Annotated in this window: 18 protein-coding genes; 6 read left to right on the forward strand and 12 right to left on the reverse strand. The window is 74.4% G+C overall.

Annotated features, from left to right (window positions below):
- Positions 1-28: 28 nt before the first annotated feature.
- Positions 29-3,346 carry a GH92 family glycosyl hydrolase gene (locus tag ACIO6U_RS14310; RefSeq protein ID WP_401718823.1) on the reverse strand — a complete coding sequence of 1,106 codons (3,318 nt, stop codon included), beginning with the start codon at positions 3,344-3,346 and terminating at the stop codon, positions 29-31.
- Between the two features lie 529 nt (positions 3,347-3,875).
- On the opposite strand from ACIO6U_RS14310, the gene ACIO6U_RS14315 reads away from it, so the two are divergent.
- Positions 3,876-5,048 carry an ROK family protein gene (locus ACIO6U_RS14315; protein ID WP_401718826.1) on the forward strand — a complete coding sequence of 391 codons (1,173 nt, stop codon included), beginning with the start codon at positions 3,876-3,878 and terminating at the stop codon, positions 5,046-5,048.
- 195 nt (positions 5,049-5,243) lie between these two features.
- Here ACIO6U_RS14315 and ACIO6U_RS14320 read toward each other — a convergent pair whose 3' ends face one another.
- Complete coding sequence (locus ACIO6U_RS14320) at positions 5,244-6,137, reverse strand: NADP-dependent oxidoreductase (protein WP_355341593.1); 894 nt, start codon at positions 6,135-6,137, stop codon at positions 5,244-5,246.
- Positions 6,138-6,207: 70 nt separating this feature from the next.
- Here ACIO6U_RS14320 and ACIO6U_RS14325 point away from each other — a divergent pair, with 70 nt between their 5' ends.
- Positions 6,208-6,795 carry a TetR/AcrR family transcriptional regulator gene (locus ACIO6U_RS14325; protein ID WP_401308422.1) on the forward strand — a complete coding sequence of 196 codons (588 nt, stop codon included), beginning with the start codon at positions 6,208-6,210 and terminating at the stop codon, positions 6,793-6,795.
- A 105-nt stretch (positions 6,796-6,900) separates the two neighbouring features.
- On the opposite strand, the gene ACIO6U_RS14330 is transcribed toward ACIO6U_RS14325, so the two are convergent.
- The 3 genes from ACIO6U_RS14330 to ACIO6U_RS14340 all read right to left on the reverse strand — a co-directional run bounded on the left by ACIO6U_RS14330 (position 6,901) and on the right by ACIO6U_RS14340 (position 10,494).
- A complete protein-coding gene (locus ACIO6U_RS14330; protein ID WP_401718830.1) occupies positions 6,901-7,488 on the reverse strand; it encodes a short chain dehydrogenase in 588 nt (195 codons plus the stop codon).
- 55 nt (positions 7,489-7,543) lie between these two features.
- Entirely contained in the window at positions 7,544-9,013 is a 1,470-nt protein-coding gene (locus ACIO6U_RS14335; RefSeq protein ID WP_391045896.1) for an aldehyde dehydrogenase family protein, read from the reverse strand.
- 266 nt (positions 9,014-9,279) lie between these two features.
- Complete coding sequence (locus ACIO6U_RS14340) at positions 9,280-10,494, reverse strand: MFS transporter (protein ID WP_391045897.1); 1,215 nt, start codon at positions 10,492-10,494, stop codon at positions 9,280-9,282.
- A 99-nt stretch (positions 10,495-10,593) separates the two neighbouring features.
- Between ACIO6U_RS14340 and ACIO6U_RS14345 the strand changes: the two genes are divergently transcribed.
- Positions 10,594-11,679, forward strand: coding sequence for a DUF5937 family protein (locus tag ACIO6U_RS14345; protein ID WP_391119019.1), 1,086 nt, complete (start codon positions 10,594-10,596; stop codon positions 11,677-11,679).
- 108 nt (positions 11,680-11,787) lie between these two features.
- Here ACIO6U_RS14345 and ACIO6U_RS14350 read toward each other — a convergent pair whose 3' ends face one another.
- Positions 11,788-12,789 (reverse strand): threonine/serine dehydratase, encoded by a 1,002-nt coding sequence (locus tag ACIO6U_RS14350; RefSeq protein WP_355341575.1) that lies wholly within the window; start codon positions 12,787-12,789, stop codon positions 11,788-11,790.
- Between the two features lie 299 nt (positions 12,790-13,088).
- Between ACIO6U_RS14350 and ACIO6U_RS14355 the strand changes: the two genes are divergently transcribed.
- Entirely contained in the window at positions 13,089-13,571 is a 483-nt protein-coding gene (locus ACIO6U_RS14355; protein ID WP_401718835.1) for an NUDIX domain-containing protein, read from the forward strand.
- A 31-nt stretch (positions 13,572-13,602) separates the two neighbouring features.
- Here the strand turns inward: ACIO6U_RS14355 and ACIO6U_RS14360 are convergent, their stop codons facing one another.
- Positions 13,603-14,904, reverse strand: a complete 1,302-nt coding sequence (locus ACIO6U_RS14360) for an RNA polymerase sigma factor (RefSeq protein ID WP_401718838.1) — start codon at positions 14,902-14,904, stop codon at positions 13,603-13,605.
- 7 nt (positions 14,905-14,911) lie between these two features.
- On the reverse strand, positions 14,912-15,268 hold the full coding sequence (locus ACIO6U_RS14365) for a YciI family protein (protein WP_401718841.1): 357 nt from the start codon (positions 15,266-15,268) through the stop codon (positions 14,912-14,914).
- 203 nt (positions 15,269-15,471) lie between these two features.
- Between ACIO6U_RS14365 and ACIO6U_RS14370 the strand changes: the two genes are divergently transcribed.
- A complete protein-coding gene (locus ACIO6U_RS14370) occupies positions 15,472-16,773 on the forward strand; it encodes an MFS transporter (RefSeq protein WP_401718843.1) in 1,302 nt (433 codons plus the stop codon).
- Between the two features lie 58 nt (positions 16,774-16,831).
- Here ACIO6U_RS14370 and ACIO6U_RS14375 read toward each other — a convergent pair whose 3' ends face one another.
- From ACIO6U_RS14375 to ACIO6U_RS14390, 4 genes are all read right to left on the reverse strand, one after another.
- Positions 16,832-17,593: an NAD(P)H-binding protein gene (locus ACIO6U_RS14375; protein WP_391045909.1), complete on the reverse strand. Its 762-nt coding sequence runs from the start codon at positions 17,591-17,593 to the stop codon at positions 16,832-16,834.
- Positions 17,594-17,708: 115 nt separating this feature from the next.
- Positions 17,709-18,452: an SDR family NAD(P)-dependent oxidoreductase gene (locus ACIO6U_RS14380; RefSeq protein ID WP_401718846.1), complete on the reverse strand. Its 744-nt coding sequence runs from the start codon at positions 18,450-18,452 to the stop codon at positions 17,709-17,711.
- A gap of 105 nt (positions 18,453-18,557) precedes the next feature.
- The gene (locus ACIO6U_RS14385; protein WP_401308448.1) at positions 18,558-19,646 is read right to left on the reverse strand and encodes a M56 family metallopeptidase; all 1,089 of its coding nucleotides are present in this window, start codon (positions 19,644-19,646) and stop codon (positions 18,558-18,560) included.
- 295 nt (positions 19,647-19,941) lie between these two features.
- On the reverse strand, positions 19,942-20,379 hold the full coding sequence (locus ACIO6U_RS14390) for a BlaI/MecI/CopY family transcriptional regulator (RefSeq protein WP_391163112.1): 438 nt from the start codon (positions 20,377-20,379) through the stop codon (positions 19,942-19,944).
- A gap of 168 nt (positions 20,380-20,547) precedes the next feature.
- Between ACIO6U_RS14390 and ACIO6U_RS14395 the strand changes: the two genes are divergently transcribed.
- On the forward strand, positions 20,548-22,161 hold the full coding sequence (locus tag ACIO6U_RS14395) for a glycosyltransferase family 2 protein (protein WP_401718850.1): 1,614 nt from the start codon (positions 20,548-20,550) through the stop codon (positions 22,159-22,161).
- Positions 22,162-22,183: the final 22 nt, after the last annotated feature.

Here is a 22,183-nt window from a genome sequence, read left to right on the forward strand (position 1 = left end):
CCGCGCTCTCCGCGGTGGGCTGCCGGGGTCAGGCGGTCGCCACGGAGAAGATGTGCATGTCACCGCCGTTCGTGCTGGACGGCAGCGTCACACTGGCCAGTTGCTTGCCCGCCTGGAGCGCGATCGGCGCGGTGGAGAAGATCTCGGTGCCCACCGGGTCCTTTCCGCCGCCCTGGACGTCGCGGTACGCGGTGTGCACCGCCACGACGTTGCCGTACGAGGGCTGCTGGGAGCCGCCGCCGAGCGTCCAGTCGCTGAAGCCGATGTCGGCCTTCTGAGTGGTGCCGTCGGTGTACGTCAGCGTCACCGTGCCGGTGGTCTGGCCCTCGCTGGCGCTGCCGAGCAGGCTCAACTTGGTCGCACCGGCTGCGGACTTGGAGACGTCGAGCACTTGGTCGCCGCCGCCCACCACGATGTTGTCGGGCGCGCCGGGCGCCACCTGGGGCCAGGTGAAGTCGAAGCCCCCGGAGGACACCGTGCCGCCGGGCGCGGCACCGGCCGCGGCGAGCGCCGCCGCCGAGTAACTCCAGCCCTCGCCGTCGAAGTTGGCGGACGGATTCGTGTCGTCGGCGGAGATGCCGTTGTTGTTGACGTACCAGGTGAGGGTGCCGCGTACGCCGACCGTCACCGACAGCGAGGCCGCCGGGGCGGTGCCGCCGTGCGCGGAGCCGAGCGTGATCGGGACCGTGTAGACCCCGGCCTTGGTGTCGGCGGCCACCGACACGGAGAACTTCGCGCTGGTGGCGCCGCCCTTCGGGACGGTCACCGTGCCGGACGCGGGCTTGAGCGTGATGCCCGCGGGCGGCTTCGCGGTCCAGCGGACGTCGACCTTCTTGTCCTGGATCGTGGACAGCTTGACGGCGGCGTCCGCGGAGCCGCCGGGCTCGATCTTCACCTGGCCGGGGTCGGGCGAGGCGAAGAACGGGGCCTCACCGTCGCGGAAGGACGGCGGCGCGTTCTTGGCCGCGCTCCCCCACGTGGTGTTCGCGGTGCCGCCCAGGGTGTAGTCCAGGGTGCCGCCGCGGGTGACGAACGAGGCGGGGACCCACGGCTGGTCGGACTTCTTGCCGTTGACGCGCAGGCCCTGGATGTAGATGTTCTCGGCCGACGCCCGCGGGGCGTTGACCGTGATCGTCTTCCCGAGCCCGGTGTGGATCACCGCGCGCGGGAAGACCGGGCTGGAGAGCACCAGGTCGGCGCGGCTGGGCACCTGCGGGTACATGCCGAGCGCGGAGAAGACGTACCAGGACGACATCGTGCCCGCGTCGTCGTTGCCGGGGATGCCGCCGGGCGCGTTGGTCCACAGGCCGTCGGTCTCGGCGCGCACGGTCTCCTGGGTCTTGTACGGGGCGCCCAGGTAGTCGTACACGTACGGCGCGTTGATGTCGGGCTCGTTGGTGGCGTCGTAGCGCGTGTCGTCCTTCGCGGAGAAGTCGAAGGTGCCGTCCGGGTTGCGGAAGAAGGCGTCGAGGCGGGAGATCGCGGTGGCGTTGCCGCCCATGGCCTTGGCCAGTCCGGCGATGTCGGAGTAGACCATCCATGTGTAGCGGGCGCTGCTGCCCTCGACGAAGCCGCTGCCGGTCGCGGGGTTGAAGGTGGCTCCCACCCACGACCCGTCGGACTTGCGGTCGCGCATGTAGCCGCCCTGCGCGGTCGCGTTCGGATCGAAGACGTTGGTCCAGTTGCCGCTGCGGTCGAGGAACTTCCGCTGGTTCTTTCGGTCGCCGACCTGTCCCGCCAGCTCCGCGAGACCGAAGTCCGCGGCGGCGTCCTCCAGGGTCTCGGCGGCGCCGCCCCAGCAGTGGCAGTTGTCGGACGGCACGTAACCGAGCGTCAGGTACTTGTCCAACGCCGGTCGTTGGCCCACGCATTCGACGTTGCAGCCGGAGCTGTCGGAGTCGTTGGCGGTCGGCACGGTGGCCGCCTTCACCAGCGAGGCGAGGGCGCCCCTGACGTCGAAGTCCCGGCCGCCGAAAGCGTAGATGCCCGCGAGCGCCGCGTCGGACGGGTCGCCGGACATGATGCTGGTCTTGCCGTTCTCCAGCAGCCAGCGGTCCCATTCGCCGTCACGCTGCTGGGCATAGTTGAACAGCGACTGCGCGTAGTCACTGCCGACTCTCGGCTGAAGCAGCGTCAGCAACTGCACCTGCGCCCGGTACTGGTCCCAGCCGGAGAAGGTGCCGTACTGCTCGTGCTGTCCCCTGGCCAGCGAGTGGGTCTTGCGGTCGCCGCCCAGATACTGGCCGTTGACGTCGCTGGTGAGGGTCGGCTCCAGCATCGAGTGGTAGAGCGCGGTGTAGAAGGTGGTGTTCTGGTCGGCGGAGCCGCCGGACACCTGGATCTTGCGCAGCGCGGTGTTCCACGCGGCGGTGGCCTTCGACCTGATCGAGTCGAAGCCGGCGCGCTGCGGGTTCTCCGCCGTCAGGTTGGCCTCGGCGTTGCGCGCGCTCACGTACGAGATCGCGACCTTGGCCTGCACCTGCTTGGTGCCGGACGCGAAGGTCACATACGCGCCCGAGCCCTTGCCCGCGGTCGCGTTGCCGCTGGAGTTGTAGCCGGTGCCGCCGCTGGCCGATGTGGAGCCGGGCGTCAGGGTGCCGTCGGTCCAGGTGCCGACCTTGGCGAAGGGCTGGTCGAAGTGGGCCGTGAAGTAGAGGGTGTAGACGTCGTGCCGGTTGTTCGCGCTCTGCGGTCCGCAGAAGTTGCCCGCGCTGACCGAGCCGGTCACGGTACGGGCCGCCGCGTTCACGGTGACGTCCGCCGCGGCGCTGCCGCTCTCGGAGTTGGACGTACGGAACAGCACGCTGGCGGGCTTGTCGGCCGGGAAGCCGAACTGGCCGGTGCCGGTGCGCTCGGTGGTGGTCAGCCGCGCGCTGGCCCCGCTGTCCAGGCCGACCTGGTAATAGCCCGCCTGCGCCGTCTCGTTGGCGTGCGAGAAGGTCGAGGCGTACTTCGCGTCCTTGGTGTCGGCGCTCGGCGAGGAGTCGACGTCGCCCACGTACGGCATGATCGGTATGTCGCCGTTGGCGCCGGAACAGCCCACGCCGTTGAGGTGGGTCAGGCTGAAGCCGCGGATCTTCGTCGCGTCGTACCGGTATCCGCCGGGGGCGGGTGTCGAGAACTGGTTGCCCGTCGAATTCTGCGGGCTCCACGCCAGCATGCCGAACGGCAGCACGGCGCCGGGGTAGGTGTTGCCGGCGTTCGAGGAGCCGATCAGGGGGTTGACGTACGAGGCCGGGTCGGCGTCATGCCCCCCGGAGGCGCCCGGACTCGCGGTGGCGGGCCCGGCGCCGAGGCCCAGGCCGACGCCGAGGACCGCCGTCGCCACCGCGGCCACGGCGCGCACGCCGCGACCCTTCCACCGCCTTCTGTCCACGGGTCGCACTGATCTGTCCGACACGGTTCCCGCCCTTCGTGTGTATCGCTTACGACAACGTTGTCAAACGATCAACTGTAGATGTTCCTCCCGGGGTTGGAGGGTGTCAAGAGTTGTCAGGTACCCGCGGGCGGGGTGGGGTGGCGGCCCGGAGCGGGGTGGGGCGGCGGCCCGGCGGGGGGTGGAGCGCCGGCTCGGCGGGAGGCGGAGTCGCGGCGTCGGGGCGGTGTCACGTACGGCTCGCGGCGGGCGCGGGGGCGGCGGTGTTCGGGCAAGCGGGTGAACACAGCGGGGTGCCGTGACGTCGATCGGGTAACTTTGCCCTGCGCGCCTGTCGCGTGGGCCGCGGGGTGGGATCGGGAGCCGCCCTCCCACAGGCCGGGCGACTTTCGCCGGGGCCTGGTCGGCACTGACCGGCACGGTCCGGGCACTGACCGACGCCGTCCGGCACCGTCCGACGCCGTCCGGCAGCGTCCGACGCCGTCCGAGAAGGGACTTGATGGACACCACCGCCGCCGTCGACCGCTTCGAACTGCCCGCCAGCGCCCGCGCCGTGCTGCGCGCGCTGGCCACCGACGGCCCGGCGACCCGGCCGCAGCTCAGCACCGCGCTCGCGCTGTCCCGGCCCACCATGTCGGTGGCCATGGCGGAGCTGTCACGGCTCGGGCTGGTCGAGGGGCAGGGCAGTTCACGCGGCGCCACCGGGCGCAGCGCCGTCCTCTACTCGCTCGCGCCGACCGCCGGGCACGTCCTCGGCGTCGAGATCGGCGCCACCGTGGTCCGGGCGGCGGCGTACACCCTCGACGGGCAGGAGATCTGCATCGCCGAGGTCCGGCTGCCCTCGGACCAGCCGACGGTCACACCGGAGGCGGCGGACGCGGCGGCGGGGGTGGTGCGTACGGTGCGCGAGGAGGTCGGGGCGCGGTACGGGCCGCTGCGCGAGGTGGTGGTCGCGGCGCCGACGCTGCCGAATGTGGGGGCTTCCGGTGCGGGACGCGGAGGCGGTGGCCTTCAGCCGGACGGCACGGTACGGATCACCGACGCGCTCGCCGTGCCCGACGGCGTGCCGGTCACCGTCGAGAACAACGTCAACTGCGCCGCCGTCGCCGAGCACCGCTTCGGTGTCGCCCGCCACCAGCAGATGTTCGCCTACATCCAGGTCGGCGTGAAGATCGGCGTCGGCATCGTGCTCGACGGACGCCTGATGCAGGGTGCGAACGGTGCCGCCGGTGAGGCCGCCATGCTGCCCTTCCCCTGGTCGGAGTCCCAACAGCCCCGGCGCGCCGGGCTCGAGCACTTCCTCGGCTCCGACGCCCTGATGGAACGCTGCCGCGCCGCCTGGCCCGCCTCCGGCGGCGGGCCCGTGCCGCTGGACGCCAAGGCCCTCTTCGCGTCCGCCGCCTCCGGCCACGCCGCCGCCCGCCGCGTCGTCGACGAACACGCCGCCGCCATCGGCCGCCTCGTCGCCGCCGTCGTCGCCCTGCTCGACCCCGGCCTCGTCGTCCTCGGCGGCGGCGTGGGCCAGAACCAGCTGGTCCTCCTGGAAGTCCGCCGCACCGTCCACGAACTGACCTGGCCCACCGACATCACCATCGGCGGCCTCGCCGACCGCGCCACCCTCCTCGGCGCCGTCCACGTCGCCCTGACCCGCGCCCTGGACTCGATGACCTAGGGCCTGTCCGGCGGATCATGGGCGGTCCAGGCGGCGCCTGGCGCGTGCGAGCGCAAGGCGCCGGGATGGCCTCATAGCGGAGCTATTCGGGTATTCCGGCAACGCGGCGGGCGTGCGTGCCAGGGGTCGAAGGGGCCGTTCGTGATCCGCCGGACAGGCCCTAGGGCCTCCGCAAGGTCCCGTCCGGCTGGCGGGTCAGACGATCAGGACTCTGCGGCCGCGGGTGTGGCCGGCTTGGCTGTCGGCGTGGGCCGCGGCGGCCTCGGCGAGGGGGTAGGAGGTGTCGACGGGGATGCGGAGCGCGCGGCGGGTGATGAGGGCGGCGGCCTCGGCGAGGGCGGCGGGGACGCTGCCCGCGGTGCCGGAGAAGCGGACGCCGTGGTCGGGGGCGGTGAGGTCGGCGATGGAGACGACCTTGCGGGGGTCGCCGGTGAGGGCGACGAGTTCGGGGACGACGCCGGAGCCCGCGAGGTCGAGCGCGGCGTGGACGGGGCCGAGGGCGCGGACCCGGTCGGTCCAGCCGTCGCCGTAGGTCGTGGCGAGGGCGCCGAGTTCGCGGAGGTAGTCCTGGTTGGCGGGCCCCGCGGTGCCGATGACGGTGACGCCGCGGTCGCGGGCGATCTGGAGGACCGCTGATCCGACGCCCCCGGAGGCGCCGCTGACCAGCAGGGTCTGTCCCGGCTCGACGCCGACCTCGCGGAGGATCCGCAGCGCGGTCTCGACCACGGAGGGGTATCCGGCCGCCTCTTCGAAGGTCAGCCCTTCGGGCATCCGGGCCCAGGCCGAGAGGACCGCGAACTCGGCGTAGGTGCTGGTCCCTTCGCCGAATACGTGGTCGCCGATCTCGACACCGTCGACGCCCTCGCCGATCTCGTCCACCACCCCGGCGGCGTCCAGCCCGACGCCCGCGGGCAGTTGGACCGGATGGGCCTTGAGGATCTGGCCTTCGCGGACCCGCCAGTCGGCGGGGTTCACACCGGCCGCCCGTACGGCGACGCGTATCAGGCCGGGGCCGGCGTGGGGCTCCTCGGCGTCGATGAGGCGCAGGACATCGGGGCCGCCGAACTCGGCGAAGCTCACTTTCTTCATGCGACGGACCGTAACACTAACGGTTAGCGTTTTGAAACCGTTCCTGTTTCGTAGCTGATAGTGTGCGGTCATGACCGTGCCGACCGGGCGCCGTGAGCGCAAGAAGGCCGCGACCCGCCGGAAGATCGCCGACACCGCCCTGCGGCTCTTCCTGGAGCGCGGCTACGACGCGGTGGGAATCCGTGACGTGGCGGCCGAGGCCGACGTGGCCGTCACCACGCTCTTCTCGCACTTCGCCGCCAAAGAGGCGCTGGTGTTCGAGCAGGACGAGGACTTCGAGGAGCGCCTCACGCGGGCGGTCACCGACCGGGCACCGGACGAGCCGGTCGTGCCCGCGCTGCGCCGCGAGATACACGCCCTGGTACGGCACTGCACGGCGGACGGCGCCGCGCCGGTCTGGCGGATGATCGACGGGTCGCCCGCGCTGCGGAAGTACGAGGAGTCGATGCGGCTGCGGCACGCGGAGTCGGTGGCCGCGGCCCTCGTCGCCGATCCCGGACTGCCGCAGAGCGCGACGGCCTGCCGGACGCTCGCGAGGTTCGTGATCGACGCATTCTCGCTGGCCCGCGAGTCGGCCGATCCGCAGGCCGCGGTGGACGAGGTCTTCGCGATGATCGACGCGGCCTGGGAGGCCGCCCGCCCCTCACGGCAGGCGTGAGGAACGCGAAGAACGCGGGGAACGCGGGGAACGCGACGACCGCCGGGAACGCCAGGGACGGGACGCAGCGACCCGCGGCTCAGGCAGAGAAAGCCCGCCCGCGGCTCACGGGCGGAAGGTGCGGCCCCGCACCGTCCCCTCCGCGATCCCGACGTAGACCTCCGCGACCTCGCGGACGGGGGTGCCCGCGGCGGGATCGGCGGACATGGCCCGGAGGGTCTCACTGATCCAGCCGGGGCTGACGAGGTTGAGGCGCAGCCCGCGCGGGAGTTCGCTCGCGGCGTTGCGGACGAAGCCCTCGAGGCCGCTGTTGATGAGCGCGCCCAGCGAGCCGCCCGCCATGGGCGCGGCGAAGGTGCCGCCGGTCAGGGTGATGGAGCCGCCGTCGCGCACATGGCGGGCCGCGCGCTGGACCAGGGCGACCTGGCCCCAGAGTTTGGCCCGCACCCCGGTCGCGAAGTCCTCGTCCGTGGCCGACGCCAGCTCCAGCAGCGGGCCGTTGGCGGCGCAGCACACGACCGCGTCCAGACCGTCGACCTCACCGAAGAGTGTGTCCATCGTGGACGGGACTTCGAGGTCCACCTTCAGCGGACCCCGGCGCGAGGCCGCGACCACCTCGTGCCGTGCCGCTGTCAGCGCGGCGGCCACCGCGCTCCCGACGGTTCCGGAAGCTCCGATCAGCAGTGCCCTCATGCCCCCGATCATCCCCCACCGGCCCCCTCCCCCTCAACGGCCCCACCCGACCCGGTCAGTACGGGTAGTGGACCGGCGTGGACTGCACGGTGAGCCACCGCAGTTGGGTGAATTCGTGGAGGTTGGACTCACCGCCGGAACGGCCGCCGAGGCCGGACGCGGCGAGGCCGCCGAAGGGCGCCTGGGGCTCGTCGAGGCAGGTCGAGTCGTTGACGTGGACCATGGCGGAGCCGAGCCCCGCGGCGAGGCGGCGACCGCGCGCGAGGTCGGAGGTGAGGACGGCGTCGACCAGGCCGTACGGGGTGTCGTTGGCGACGGCGAGAGCCTCGGCGTCGGTGTCGACGGCCAGCACGGGGGCGATGGGGGCGAAGATCTCCTCGGTCCACAGGGCCATGTCGCGGGTGACATCGGTGACGACGGTGGGCCGGTGGAAGAGGCCGTCGCCGTCGCCGCCCTCGACGACCGTGGCACCCGCGGCGACGGCCTCGGCGAGCAGTTCGCGGGCCCGTTCGCGCTGTTCGGCGCTGATCATCGGGCCGAGGCCGACGCCGTCCCTGGTCGGGTCGCCGACGGTGATCCGGGCGGCACGCGCGGCGAGATCGGCGACGTAGGCGTCGAAGACGGGCCGCTGGACGATGTGCCGGCCCGCGGTGATGCAGGTCTGGCCCTGGTAGTGGAAGGCGGACCAGGCGCCGATCTGTCCGGCCTGGTCGAGGTCGGCGTCGTCCAGGACGATCAGGGCGTTGTTGCCGCCGAGTTCGAGGGAGACCTTCTTCAGGCGCTCGCCCGCCTCCCGCGCGATGGTGCGGCCGACGGCGCTGGATCCGGTGAAGTGGACCATGGCGATGTCGGGGTGCGCGGTCAGCGCCTCGCCGGTGTCCTGCCCGCCGGGCACGACCTGGAGCACGCCCGCGGGCAGTCCGGCCTCGGCGAAGACATCGGCGATCAGCAGTCCGCCGCTGAGCGGGGTGTGCGGTGAGGGCTTGAGGACGACGGCGTTGCCGACGGCGAGGGCGGGCGCGAGGACGCGCATGGCCAGCACCAGCGGGAAGTTCCACGGGGTGATCACACCGACGACGCCCAACGGGACGCGCTGCGCGACGCTTTCCCGGCCGGGCGCGCGCGTGGGCAGCGTCTCGGCCCGTATGTGACCGGCGAGCGCGGCGGCCAGGTGGAGTTCTTCGACCGCTCCGGCGATCTCGTACTCGGCCTTGCCGCGGATCGAGCCGGTCTCGCGGACGATGAGGTCGGCGAACTCCCCCGCGCGGGCGCGCAGTCGGGCGGCGGCCTCGCGCAGCACATCGGCGCGGGCGCCGAAGTCCGCGGCGGCCCAGGCCCGTCCGGCGACGGCGGCCTCCCGCGCGGCGCGGTCCAGGTCAGCGGGCGAGGCCCAGCCCGCCCGGCCGAGCGGTTCCTGGCGCGCCTTGTCGAGGACCGTCGACGTACGCCCGTTCTCGGCCGGGACGAAGGCCCCGCCGACGAAGAGAGCGCCGTCCCGGGCGCGCGGCGTGGATGGGGTCGGCATAACGGGCCTCCGTGTCGAAGCACTGGTCGAAGTACGGGTGTTGCGGTGCGGGTCCCGGTGGCGCCGCGCCTCGGGTACGGGCGCGCGGCGGTACGGCGGCCCGCGCGGCGGTGTCCTCGCGGTCCGCGCGCGCCCGGGCAGCACGGCAGCGCCGGTCCGGCGTCTGAGTTTGTTAACCTTCCGAACTCTCACCGTAGCAGCGAAGACCGGCTTTGAGGAGGGGCGTCCGGCAGGAGGGCCGTCCGGCAGGAGGCGTTCCGTCCGCGTCAACCGCTGAGCCGTGCCCCCTGGTCCTTCTCCGTGGCGACCGCGGCGGAGGACAGGAGCGTCGCGGCGGCGAGGCTGCCCCACAGAGCCGTCGAGCCGTACGGGGCGAGGGCGGTGATGGCCGCGGGAGAGACGGCGAGGCCGAAGCCGGTGGAGAGTTGGAAGCGGGCGAGGGTGCGCCCCAGGACGTGGGCCGGGGCGAGGGCGGTGACGAGCGCGGTGGCGCTTCCGGCGTAGATGATCTCGCCGAGCGTGCAGACCACGGACACGGTGGCCACGGCCGGGGCGCCCCAGCCGTGCCGCAGTTCGGTGGCCGCGAGGAAGCCGAGGTAGGACGCGGTGAGGACGACACCGGCGAGGGCGAGCACGGACCGCCGGGAGAAGCGGGACATCAGGACGGTGACCGGGACCTGGAGGGTGACCACCAGCACGGTGTTGGCCACGAAGACGGCCGCCGACCACACCGGGGACGCGTGCAGTTGGGTCACCAGGACCAACGGGAGCGCGATCTCGGGGACGTTGAGGCAGAAGACGTAGACCACGTTGGCGGCCAGCAGCGCGCGCATCCGGGGCGCGGGACCGCTGTCGCCGCCCTCGGCGGGGGCGGCGGCCGGGTCCGCGCGCAGCCGGACCGACCACGCCAGGGCCGCGGCGGTGAGATACGCGAGCCCGGTGACGCCCGCCAGGACCTGCAATGCGGCGGCGCCGCCCGCCAGGCACGCGGTGGCGAGCAGCGCGCCCGCGCCCATACCGGCGTTGCGCAGGGCGCGGCCCGCCGCGAGCGCGGTGTCGCGGTCCCTGCCGTGGGCGACGGTGGCCACCACGGCGGCGTGGGCGGCGGGCCACGCCTGGTTGCCGATGCCGAGGAAGAGCGCCGCCGCCGCGAACATCCAGCCGTTGCCCGCCGGAGTGGCCAGCAGCAGCGCCACGCCCAGCACGCGCACCAGCATCGACGCCGCCACGGCCGTACTGCGCGCGCCCCGGTCCAGCCACAGCCCCACGGCGGGCACGCACACCAGCCCCACGACGACACCGGCCGTCATGGCGATGCCGGTGGCGGGCGCGGACAGGCTCAGCACCGTCACCCCGTAGAGCAGCAGGAACGGCCGGAGCAGGCCGGTGCCGAGCGCGTCCACGGTCATGGCGACGGCGTAGCGGGGGCCTCCGAAGGCGCGGACGAGGGCGCGGGGCCGGATCTGGGTGGTGGTTGCCATGGCGACAACGGTGCGTTCGGCCGCCGCGCCCGCCGTGTCGGTTGACGCAGACCGTCAACCGACGCGGCCAGGGGCCTTTGCGCTGCTCATAATGGGCGGGTGACCTTGCGGATCGACATCGGCGGCCTGCCGCCCGAGCGGCTGCGGTTCGCCGCCTCCCCGCTGGCGGAGCTGACGGCGATGCTGCACGTCCTGGCGGAACCCGGACACCATCCGCGGCTCGCCGGGTGGGCCGCGGACGTGTGGGCCGCGCTGCGGCCCGAGCTGGCCGAGCGGCTGCGGGAGGCGGAGTTCCTGTGGCGGTCCTCGCGCGCCGACTTCCTGGTGCCCGCCCGGCCCCGGCCGACCCTCGCCGAGGAACTGGACGATGTGGACCGGATCGACGACGCCCGGTACGTGACCGCCGCGCTGGTCACCACCTGCGGCAGCAACCGGATCCACTTCGGCTCCCCGTCGCCGCTCACCGACGCGACCGCGCGCGAACGGGCCCTGGACCTCGCCCAGGCGCGCGGCGCGTTGCAGGAGGCGTTCGCGGAACGGCTGCTCGCGGACCCGGCCGCCGTGCGGGCGCGGGTGCGCGACACCCTCGAACAGTGCGCCGGGGCGTTCTTCGACGCCGCCTGGTCGGGGGCCGCCGTACGCATCGCCTCCGACCTGCGCCTGAAGCACGACCTGCTCAAGCGGCAGGGTCTCGGTGCGGCGCTCGCCTCGGTCTCCGGCGCGGTCGCCCTGGCGCCGGGCGGTGACCGGATCGTCGTGGACAAGCTCCAGGACAGCGCGACCGCCGCCCGCGACGACGGGGTCACCTTCATCCCGAGCGTCTTCGGCCGCCCGCACCTGGTGGCGGTGCACGCGCCCGGGTGGCGGCCGGTGGTGCAGTACCCGGTGGCCGAGCCGGGCCCGTCCGAGCAGGTGCCGATGGAGACGGTCACGCTCCGGCTGGAAGCGCTCGCGCATCCGGTACGGCTGCGGCTGCTGCGCACCCTCGCGCGCGGCCCGCACACCACCGTCGAGCTGGCCCACGCCTGGGAGCTGTCGCCCCCCGAGGTCTCCCGCCACCTCGCCGTCCTGCGCCGCGCGGGCCTGCTCACGAGCCAACGCCACGGCCGTTACGTCCGGTACACCCTCAACGCGCCCGATCTGACGTCGCTCGGCTCCGATCTGCTGGCGGCCGTCCTGCGCTGAGCGGCGCCGCTCGGCGCTGGCGGCCGTCCTGCGCTAAGCGGTGCCGCTCGGAACGCCCCGCCGCTCGGAACGCCCCGCCCCGGCGGGACGACCTCGAACGGCCGCGGCTCACCCTTCCGCGCGGGCCACCAGATCGCCGGGGTCGGTGTTGGCCCCGCACAGCAGGACCGCCACCTTCTCGCCGGGGCGCGGCTCGTACGGCCGCCCGCCGCCGTCCTCTCCCCCGGTCGGCAGCAGCGGCGCGAAGGCGGTGGCCCCGCCCACCTCGGTGACGATCCTCAGCTCGTCCCAGAGCGTCTGGCGGGCGGCGATGATGGCCCGGTCGGGCACCAGGACGGACCGCGCGTTGTCCTGACGGCCCGCGTGGACCGCCATCTCGGTGGCGCGGCGCGCGCCGAGCGAGTCGCCCGCGACGGAGTCCACGGTCACGTCGACCGGGTGACCGGCCTCGACGGCCGCGTGCAGCGTACGGGCGTTCTCCGGCTCCACGGCGACGGCGCGGATGCCGTGCTCGCGCGCGGCGGTGGCGACCCCGGCGAACAGTCCGCCGCCGCCGACCGCCACAAGGACGGTGTCCAGGCCGGGAATCGCGGTACGGATCTCGTCCAGTACGGTGCCCGCCCCCGCGGCGATGTACGGGTGGTCGTAGGCGTGGCTGCCCAGCGCGCCCGCGGTGGCGGTGAACTCCTCGCAGGCGGCGAGCGCTTCGGCGTACTCCTTGCCCACCAGGCGTACGTCCGCGCCGTACGCCCGCAGGCGCGCGACCTTCACCGCGGGGGCCGTCTCGGGCACGAAGACGGTGGCGGGGACGCCGAGCGCTTTGGCCGCCCACGCGCAGGCGAGCCCGGCGTTGCCGCCGGACGCGATGGTGACGCCCGCGGCCGGGAGGGTGCCGGCGGCGCTGTGCGCGAGCAGGAAATTCCGCGCGCCGCGCGCTTTGAAGGAGCCCGTGAACTGGAGGTATTCCAGGGCGAACCAGAGCTCGTAGGGCTCGCCGCCCCGGCCGCCGCCGACGAGGCCGGGGTCGGCCCTGGTGACGGCCACCGGCCTGATGTGGCCGTCGATGCGGTCGGCCGCCTGCCGGATGTCGTCATAGTCGAGGTGGCGCACGCGCTGCTCCGGGTGTTCGGGTGTTCGGGGGTTCGGGGGTTCGGGGGTTCGCGGTCCGATCATCGTGCCACGCGCCCGATCGGCGCCCCGCGCCGCCCAGGACGCCTGGTGGCACCCGGTCGACGTCGCCATGGAGATCCCCCCGCCGCGCGGACGGCGACGGCTGCGGCCAAAGCGGCGCCGTGCGAGGGTGCCGACCGGGGCGCGGGGGGACGCGGCCTTGCGCGGGCCCGGTCCGGCAGGCGTCTGTCTGGTGCGCCTCTCCCGTAAACCTCGGCCGGGAGGCCAGACTTGGCGGTGTGGTGAACAAGCGCAGCGCCGGGGTCCTGCTCTTCCGCGAGGTCGGCGGCGCGGACCGGGACGGCGGGATCGAGGTCCTTCTCGGGCACATGGGCGGGCCCTTCTGGGCCCGGCGCGACGCGGGCGCCTGGTCGATCGTCAAGGGCGAGTACGGGCCGGACGAAGCCGCGGTGGACGCCGCCCGGCGCGAGTTCCGGGAGGAGGTCGGCCTGCCGCTGCCCGACGGCGAACTCCTCCCGCTCGGCGAGACCGAGCAGTCCGGCGGCAAGGCCGTCACGGCCTGGGCGCTGCACGCCGACTTCGACCCGGCCCTCGCCGTGCCCGGCACCTTCACGATGGAGTGGCCGAAGGGGTCGGGCCGCCTCCAGGAGTTCCCGGAGATCGACCGGGTGGCCTGGCTCGGTCTGCCGCAGGCCCACGAGAAGATCGTGGAGGGGCAGCGCGTCTTCCTCGACCGCCTGGCCGCGCTGCGCGCCGGTTGACGAAGGGCATACGGGGCCGCCCCCACCGGCCCTACGGCGTCGGCCCGTCGAGCGACCGCCGCCTGCCGCCCAGAAAGGCCCGCTCGGCCGCGTTGTCGGTCCGCTCAAGCGCCGCGTCGTAGGCCGCCGCGGCCTCCCGCGTACGGCCCAGGCGGCGCAACAGGTCGGCGCGGACGGCGTGCAGGACGTGGTAGCCGTCCAGGTCGAGGCGGTCGACGAGGGCGAGCGCCGCCGCCGGTCCCTGGACCTCGGCCACCGCGACCGCGCGGTTGAGGGCGACGACCGGGCCGGGGGCGACCGCGAGCAACTGGTCGTACAGCGTCACGATCTGCGGCCAGTCCGTGGCCGCCGCCGTCGGCGCGTCGCTGTGCACGGCGTTGATCGCCGCCTGGATCTGGTACGGACCCGGCTGCCCCCGCCGCAGGCACTGCCGTACGAGATCCTGGCCCTCCGCGATCAGGGCGCGGTCCCAGCGGCTCCGGTCCTGGTCGGCGAGGAGGACGAGGCCGCCGTCCCCGGCGGTGCGCGCCGCCTCCCGCGACCGGGTGAGCAGCATCAGCGCCAGCAGGCCGGGCACTTCGGGCTCGTCGGGCATCAGCGCGTGCAGCAGGCGGCCGAGCCGTACCGCCTCGGCGCACAGGTCGGCGCGGACCAGCCGGTCGCCCGAACCGGCTGTGTGGCCCTCGTTGAAGATCAGATAGACGACGGCGAGCACCGCGCGGAGCCGGTCGGGCAGGTCGGCGTCGGACGGGACGCGGTACGGGATGCGCGCGTCGCGGATCTTGCCCTTGGCCCGCACCAGCCGCTGCGCCATGGTCGGCTCGGGCACCAGGAAGGCCCGCGCGATCTCGGCCGTGGTCAGCCCGCCGAGCAGCCGCAGCGTCAGGGCGGTCCTGGCCGCCGGGGAGAGGGCCGGGTGGCAGCAGGTGAAGATCAGCCGCAGCCGGTCGTCGTGCACGGGGCCCTCCTCTCGCGCCGGTTCCCGGTCGGCCCGCAGCAGCGCAGCCTGGTCGTGGTGGTCCGCGCGGGAGGACTCGCGGCGCAGCCGGTCGATCGCGCGGTTCCGCGCCGTGGTGATGATCCAGCCCGCCGGGCTCGGCGGCACCCCGTCGGCCGGCCAGCGCCGTACCGCCGTGGTGAACGCGTCCTGGACCGCCTCCTCGGCGATGTCGATGTCGCCGAAGGAGCGGACGAGGACGGCGACGGCGCGGCCGTACTGCTCGCGGAAGACGCGGGCGACCTCCGGCTCGGGCGCCGCCCCCTTTCGCGGCCCGTACGCCGCCCGTGGCTCCGGCCCCTCGTACGGTGGCCGTCGCTCCGGCTCGCGCGTCATGCCGACGTCACTCGGACGGCCCGTACCGGAGGGGCCTGACCTCGATCGGGAGGGTCGTCGCGCGGGCGAGCGCGCGGCCCCACGCGAGGGCGGCGTCCAGGTCGGGCGCCTCGACGATCGTGAAGCCGCCGAGGTGCTCCTTGCCCTCGACGTACGGGCCGTCCGTGGTCAGGATGTCGTCGCCCTTGTGCCGCAGCACGGTGGCCGTGCCCGCGGGGAACAGGCCCGCGGCGAAGACCCAGGCCCCGGCGTCCTTCATCTCGGCGTTGAGCGTGTCGAGGTCGCGCCGGATCGGGGCGAGGAATTCGGCGGACGGCGGCTCGTCGGTGTCGGGCTGGTAGACGCTGAGCAGATATTGCGGCATGGGGTGCCTCCCGGGTCCGTACCGGGCTCCTGCCCGGTTCCTGCGGCCGGTGCGCCGACCGGCTCTCACTGTCCATACGAACGGGTCGGGCCCGGATCGACATCTCGGCTGTTGTTGAATGGTGGACGGCCCGCCGCCGACCGAGGGCGTGCCCGGTGAGGTCCGGCCCGAGGTGAGGCAATCAACAGGTGAGTGCGCGTCCCGTGTCCCTGAGGAGTCTGATACCGGCGGTCTTCCTGCCGGTCCTGATCTTCGAGACGGGCATGGGCGCCCTCGCTCCGGTGCTCGCGCTCAGCGGCAGAGCGCTCGGCGCGAGCGTCGGCAGCGCCGGGCTGGTACTGGCGCTGCTCGGCGTCGGGCAGATCCTCGGCGACGTGCCGGCCGGCGCGCTGGCGGCGCGGCTCGGCGACCGCAAGGCGATGCTGGTCGCCTCCGGGGTCACGGCGGTGACGCTGTCCGGCTGCGCGCTGGCCCGCAGCGTGTGGCAGCTCGCGGCGGCCGTGACCGTCACCGGCGCCTCCAACGCCGTCTTCATCCTGGCCAGACAGTCGTATCTCACCGAGGTCGTGCCCACCGGGCTGCGCGCGCGGGCGATGTCCACACTCGGCGGCATGTCGCGTGTCGGCGCCTTCGTCGGGCCGTTCCTCGGCGCGGCCGTGCTCACCAGGTTCCCGGTGCATGACATCTACTGGCTGGCGCTGCTGTGCACGGCGGTGACGGTCGTGGTGCTGCTGACCGTGCGCGATGTCGCGGACCCGGCGGCGGGGGCCGTGCGGGAGACCGCCTCGGTACGGTCGGTGCTGCGCGGCCACCGCCGGGTCTTCCTGACGCTGGGCCTGGCCGTCCTGCTGGTGGCCTCGGTCCGCGCGACCCGGCAGACGGTGCTGCCGCTGTGGGCCGACCATCTGGGTCTGAGCCCTTCGTCCACCAGTGTGGTCTTCGGGATCGCGGGGCTGGTCGACACCCTGACCTTCTACCCGTCGGGGCAGGTGATGGACCGGGCGGGCCGCCTGTGGATCGCCGTGCCGTCCATGGTGGTGCTGGGCTGCGCGCAGGCCGCGCTGCCGCTGACCCACAGCCTGGCGTCGCTGACCGTCGTCGCCATGCTGATGGGCTTCGGCAACGGGATCGGCAGCGGCATCCTCATGACCCTCGGCGCCGATGTCGCGCCGCCGCGCGCCCGCTCGCAGTTCCTCGGTGTGTGGCGGCTGTGCGCGGACTCCGGCGCGGCGGGCGGTCCGCTGGCCGTCTCGGCCGCCGCCGCCCTCGGCAGCCTCGCGGCCGGGATCGCCCTCATGGGCGCGGTCGGCCTCGCGGCGGCGGGCGCGCTGCTGCGCTGGGTGCCGCGCTATTCGGCCTACGCGACGACCGGTACCCGCCGGTCGAGCACACGGGTCGCGGGCGGCGCGGCCCCCGCCCCCGTACCCGAGCCGCGCCCGCCGGGGGACGCGTCCGGGCAGCCGGAGCATCCGGTCCGGGGCAGGGGCGAACCTCCGCGTACGTGAGGGCCGCCCCCTCGTACGCGGAGCGGACGGCGGCCCGCGGTGTGCCCACGTACCGTGGTCAGACCGCCCGTTCGGCCAGGAACGCCTCCCAGGTGCGCTCGCCGACGGTGGCGCCCTCGGTGGTCAGATTCTCCCCGTCCCGGTACACGCGCCCGGCCTTGCCCGGCATCGGGACCGGCATGATCGGGCGGCGCTTGCCGACCGCCTGGAGGTAGCCGCGGGCCGCCTCGGCCAGCGTGTAGACGGTGGGTCCCACCATGTCGGGGACCCGCCCCGCGGGCTCGGCGAGGGCCAACTCCACCATGCGGGCGGCGACTTCGCGTGAGTCGACCGGCTGGAGCCGCATCACGCCGGGGATCGGCAGCACCGGCAGCTTGGCCATCTTCCCGATCACGGTGAAGGCGAACTCGTGGAACTGCGCGGCGCGCAGCGTCGTCCACGGCAGCCCGGACTCGGCCACCATCCGCTCGGCGGCCAGTTTCACCTTGAAGTAGCCGAGCGGGACCTTGTCCGCCGCGACGACCGAGATGTAGACGAAGTGCCGTACGCCCGCGGCCGACGCGGCGGTCAGCAGGGCGCGGGTGGACTTGTCGTCGCTCTTCGCGTCGCCCGCGAGGTGCAGGACGGTCTCGATGCCGTCCACCGCCGCGTCGATTCCCTCGCCCGTGAGCAGGTCGCCGGTGACGTACTCGACGCCGTCGCCGGACGCGTGGGCCGTACGGCTCAGCACCCGGGGTTTGGTGCCCGCCTCCGGCAGGAGCGGGATCACGTGCCGCCCGAGGGTGCCCGTACCGCCGGTGACCAGGATGGATGCTGTCATGACGTCTTCTCCGTGTTCGTCTGGCGAGTCGTCCGGCGGTCTCGTTCGGAGCCGGAATCCGATGGTCTGTCGCGGGGCCACCGTGGGGACACGGCGGGGAGACCGCAGGTCCCCACTAGCTGAGGCCGCCGTCCGCGCGGAGATTCTGGCCGGTGAGCCAGCGGGCGGCGGGGCCGGCGAGGAAGGCGACGACGTCCGCGATGTCGGCGGGGCGGCCCAGGCGGCCGAGCGGGGTGAGGTCGATGAGCGGCTGGAAGTCCGCACCCGGGTTGGCCTCGCGCAGGAGGTCGGTGTCGGTGGCGCCGGGCGAGACCGTGTTGACGGTGATGCCGCGCGCGCCGAGTTCGCGGGAGGCCACGCGGGTCAGTTGCTCGATCGCGCCCTTGCTGGCCGCGTAGGGCGCGTTCCCGGGCGCCGGGCGGAGCGTGTTGAGGGTGGAGATGTTGATGACACGGCCGTCGTCGCGCAGGTGCCTGGCCGCGTAACGCATGGTCAGGAACGTGGACTTGGCGTTGCCAGCCATCACACGGTCGTACATCTCCTCGTCGGTGTCGGCCAGGGGCGCGGGGGTGATGCTCAGCGCGGCGTTGTTGACCAGGATGTCCAGGCCGCCGAGATGGCGGTCGGCGGTGGCCATCAGCCGCTCGGCGGCGCCGGGTTCCACGAGGTCGGCCCGGAGCGCCCGCGCGGTCCCGCCCGCCTCCTCGACGGTGCGTACGACATCGGCCGCGGCCTCGGCGTCGCGCGCGTAGCCGAACACCACGTCCGCGCCGTCGCGTGCGAGCCATTCCACGATCGCCCGGCCGATGCCCCGCGAACCGCCGGTGACCACAGCGGTCTTGCCCTTGAGCACGGTCATGCAGCCCTCCCCCGGCGGCCGTTGCGGCCGCGGTCTCCGCCCCAGAACCTACGCCGGTCCGTACCGGCGCGGAACAGGGCGCGCCAAGGGCGGTGCGAGCCGCGCTCACCCCCGGAGGCGGTCGCCGCCCGTGTCGCGGTCGGCCCGGTCCCGTGCGAGGGCGGGCACCAGCGACGAGTGGAGGTGGCGCGTGACCCGGCCCGGTGCGGGGGTGCGCGCGCGGTCGGGCGCGGGGACGCGCGCGACCGCGTGGACGTGGTCGCGCACGGTGGCGGGCGGCGGCTGGGCCGCGCGGTCGAAGAGGTGCTCGCCGGTGCGTTCGACGGCGGCGGTGGCGACCGTGCTGGCGACCAGCAGCGCGGCCAGTGTCGTGAGGGCCAGCGGGCGGCGGCGCGGCGGGCGGCCGAGCAGGGCGTGCACCCGCGCGGGGACGTCGCTGCCGGTGGCCGCCGCGACGGGCGCGGCTCCGGCGGCCGGGTGCGGCGCGTCGTGCTGGAGCAGCGCCGCGCGGGCGATGGTCCTGGCGACGAGCTGCCGGTCGCCGACGCTGCGGGCGGCGTCCTCGTCCGCCCAGCGCTCGACGGCCTGACCGGCCGCCTTGGCGGTACGGCGCAGCAACGGGTTGACGCCCGCGGCCAGTTCGGCGGCGAGGATCCACCAGACGTGCCGGTGGTTGAGGTGGGAGTGCTCGTGGGCGAGGACGACCTGCCGCTCCTGCGGGGTGAGCGCCCTGAGCAGGCCGGTGGTGATGACGATGCGCGCGGCGGGGGCGGGGGTGGTGAAGGCGTCGGGCCACGCGTTGTCGACGACGAGCACGGGGTCGGCGGTGCGGGGGCCGCGGGCGATCCGGTAGACGGCGGCCAGCGCGCGCAGTCGGCGGACGACGGTGAGCGAGGCGTGCGCGACGGCCGCGGCCAGCAGGACGAGGCTGGCCGCCGCCAGCGGGTCGGGCACGGGGTCGAGGGCGTCGAGGCGCTTGGGCGACCACGGTCCGAGCGCGGCGATCGCGGGCACCTGTCCGAGCCAGGTGAAGCCCAGCTCGCCGAGGACGAACAGGGTCGAGGCGGCCACCGCGAGCGCGGCGGGCACGAGCAGCCGGGTGGCCGTGGCGGGCGGCAGCAGCTTTCCGAGCCGGGGCGCGGTGAGCGCGAACAGCAGGCAGACGAGGGTAGTCGCGCAGACGGCTCCGGTCACGCCGCCTCCCCGGTGTCGGCCGCCCACCGCCGGTCCGGGGGTGCCGGACGGCGCGACGCGGTCGAGCAGGTCGGGTCCTGGGGCGTCGATCCGCACGACGCGGTCGAGTCGGTCGGGTCCGGGTACGCCGATCCGGGCACGGCGGTCGGGTCTTGAGGCATCGGCCCGCGCACAGCGGTCGGGTCCGGGGAGGCCGAACGGCGCGACGCGGTCGGGTCCCTGGGCGTCGGCCCGCGCACGGCGGTCGCGCCCGTCGCGTGCCGCCCGTTCGTCGCGTCCACCGCTGTCAGCACCTTCACCGCTTTCCGTCCGGCTCCGGTCCGTCAGACGGATCGGCCGCGCCGTCGGTTGCCTCGCCGTCCCGGCGACTTTCGGGGCCCGGAGGGTCGAGGAGGCTGCGCAGGAGGTGTTCGTCGGCGGCCTTGAGCGTGCCGACGAAGCGGACCAGCACGCCGGCGCGGTCGTCGTCGGCGTCGAGCAGCCGCTGCATGCGCTGCGCGGTGACCTCGGCCGGGTGCGCGGGCGCGGTGTACGCGTAGCCGCGGCCCTCCTGCCGCCGGGTGACCTCGCCTTTGGCGTGCAGCCGGGTGAGCACCGTCATCACCGTCGTGTAGGCCAGCTCCCCGCCGAGCGCGTCGCGGACCTGCGCGGGGGTCATCGGTCCTGCGCCCGCGGCGAGTACGGCCTGGATGTCGCGTGCCAGACTGCCGCGGCTCCGGCGCTGAGGGGCCATCGGTGATCTCGTCTCCCCTTATTACGCTACTACAAGGTCTGTAGTAGCTTCCGGTTCCGGGTGGTTACTACAAGGAGTGTAGTAACCACCGGCATCACGGCGTCCCGGAGCACCGGGCCGCCGACCGGGAGAGGGCCGACAGGGAGTGGCCGCCATGGACGGTTCGCCATGCGGATGACAGGGCCGGGCGTGTGCGTCGTCGTCATCGCCCGCGACGACGCGGAGTCCGTCGACGCCGCCGTACGGTCCGCGCTCGCGCAGGGCCCGGCCGTCACCGAGGTCGTCGCGGTGGACGACGCCTCCCGCGACCGGACGCCCGACGTCCTGGACGCGCTGGCCGCCCGCGAGCCCCGGCTGCGCGTCGTGCGCCGCGCCGAGAACAGCGGCGGTCGCGGCACGCCCCGCAACGACGGCGTCGCGGTCGCCACCGCCGAGTACGTGATGTTCCTCGACAGCGACGGCGTGCTGCCGGACGGCGCCGTACGCGCGCTGCTGACCGCCGCGGAGACCCACGGCACGCCGGTCACCGTCGGCGTCGCCGTCCGCCGCGAACTGCCCGGCGGCCGTGAGGTGCGCTGGCAGCCCGCGCTCTACCGCGAGGCCGCCGTCCTCGCGTCCCCCGAGGACCATCCGGAGCTCCTGCGCGACACCCTGTGCGTCAACAAGCTCTACCGGCGCGCCTTCCTCGACCGGCACCGGCTCCGCTGCCCCGAAGGCACCTTCGCCTACGAGGACTTCGTCTTCACCGCCCGCGTCCTGGCCGCGGGACCGCCGATCGCCGTCGTGCCCGACACCGTCTGCGTCCGGCGGGCGCGCCGCGAGGCCGGGGAGCCGGTCGCGCCCGCCCGCCGGGACACCGGCGACTGGGCCGCCCGCGTCGCCGCCCACCGCCAGGCCGTCGACGTCTTCACCGCCGCCCGCCGCCCCCTGCTCGCCGCCGCCTGCCGCACCAAATTCCTCGATGACGACCTGTGCCTGTACGTCCGCGAACTGCCCGGCCGCGACCCCGCGTACCAGCGCGCGTGGTGGAGACTGGCCCGCGCCTACCTGGCCTCCTTCACCGACGCCGAGCGGGCCGCGGCGGCGGCCCCCGCCCGCTGGATCGCCGCGGTGGTGCTGGCCGGTGACGCCCCGCGCGACCTGGCCCGGCTCGCGCAGCTCGCGGCGGACCCGGCCAGACTGGCCCCGCCGTACGCGCGGACGTCGGCCGGTCCCGTCTGGTCGGACGGCCTGCGCGACGTCAGGCTCGACGGGCTCGGCCAACTTCCGCTCCAAGCACTGCCGTTGACGGTCGACGGCACGCTGTTCACCGGCCGCCACGGGCGACTGCGGCTGCGAATCCGCGATCTGTACGGCCGCCTCGCCGCGGTCGGCGGCCCGGTCGCCGTGGAGGTCGACGTCATCGCGCGGGACGGCGCGGAACCCGCCGTCACCACCACGGCCACGGCGTACGACGAGTGCGGTCGCTGGCGCGCCAGCGTCCCGCTCGACGTGGGCCGGCTCGCCGCCGCGGGCTGTCGCGGCACCCAGACCTGGGACGTACGGGTGCGGCTGCGGTACGCCGACGGCACGGTGACGGCCCCGCTCGCGCCGCGCGCCCAGGACTCGGGGCTGCGGCGCACGGTCACCCCCTGCGGGCGGTACGGCGTCGCGCTGATCCAGGCGTACCGGACGGCGGGCGGTTCGCTGGCGCTGCGCCTGGCACCCGGCGCGCGCGGGGCCTTCGACGTGGCCCTGAGACGGCTGCGGAGCCGGTCGCGTACGACGGCGTCCGCGGTATGAACCCCGGCGGTCGGCGCCGGAG

Origin of the sequence: Streptomyces sp. NPDC087422, from assembly GCF_044744145.1 — a bacterium.
Lineage (GTDB): Bacteria > Actinomycetota > Actinomycetes > Streptomycetales > Streptomycetaceae > Actinacidiphila.

Bases quoted from the DNA above. Each gene is read 5' to 3' on its own strand.
- ACIO6U_RS14315 (WP_401718826.1), top strand. From the start codon at position 3,876: ATGGACACCACCGCCGCCGTCGACCGCTTCGAACTGCCCGCCAGCGCC.
- ACIO6U_RS14320 (WP_355341593.1), bottom strand. From the start codon at position 6,137: ATGAAGAAAGTGAGCTTCGCCGAGTTCGGCGGCCCCGATGTCCTGCGC.
- ACIO6U_RS14325 (WP_401308422.1), top strand. From the start codon at position 6,208: ATGACCGTGCCGACCGGGCGCCGTGAGCGCAAGAAGGCCGCGACCCGC.
- ACIO6U_RS14330 (WP_401718830.1), bottom strand. From the start codon at position 7,488: ATGAGGGCACTGCTGATCGGAGCTTCCGGAACCGTCGGGAGCGCGGTG.
- ACIO6U_RS14335 (WP_391045896.1), bottom strand. From the start codon at position 9,013: ATGCCGACCCCATCCACGCCGCGCGCCCGGGACGGCGCTCTCTTCGTC.
- ACIO6U_RS14340 (WP_391045897.1), bottom strand. From the start codon at position 10,494: ATGGCAACCACCACCCAGATCCGGCCCCGCGCCCTCGTCCGCGCCTTC.
- ACIO6U_RS14360 (WP_401718838.1), bottom strand. From the start codon at position 14,904: ATGACGCGCGAGCCGGAGCGACGGCCACCGTACGAGGGGCCGGAGCCA.
- ACIO6U_RS14365 (WP_401718841.1), bottom strand. From the start codon at position 15,268: ATGCCGCAATATCTGCTCAGCGTCTACCAGCCCGACACCGACGAGCCG.
- ACIO6U_RS14375 (WP_391045909.1), bottom strand. From the start codon at position 17,593: ATGACAGCATCCATCCTGGTCACCGGCGGTACGGGCACCCTCGGGCGG.
- ACIO6U_RS14380 (WP_401718846.1), bottom strand. From the start codon at position 18,452: ATGACCGTGCTCAAGGGCAAGACCGCTGTGGTCACCGGCGGTTCGCGG.
- ACIO6U_RS14390 (WP_391163112.1), bottom strand. From the start codon at position 20,379: ATGGCCCCTCAGCGCCGGAGCCGCGGCAGTCTGGCACGCGACATCCAG.
- ACIO6U_RS14395 (WP_401718850.1), top strand. From the start codon at position 20,548: ATGCGGATGACAGGGCCGGGCGTGTGCGTCGTCGTCATCGCCCGCGAC.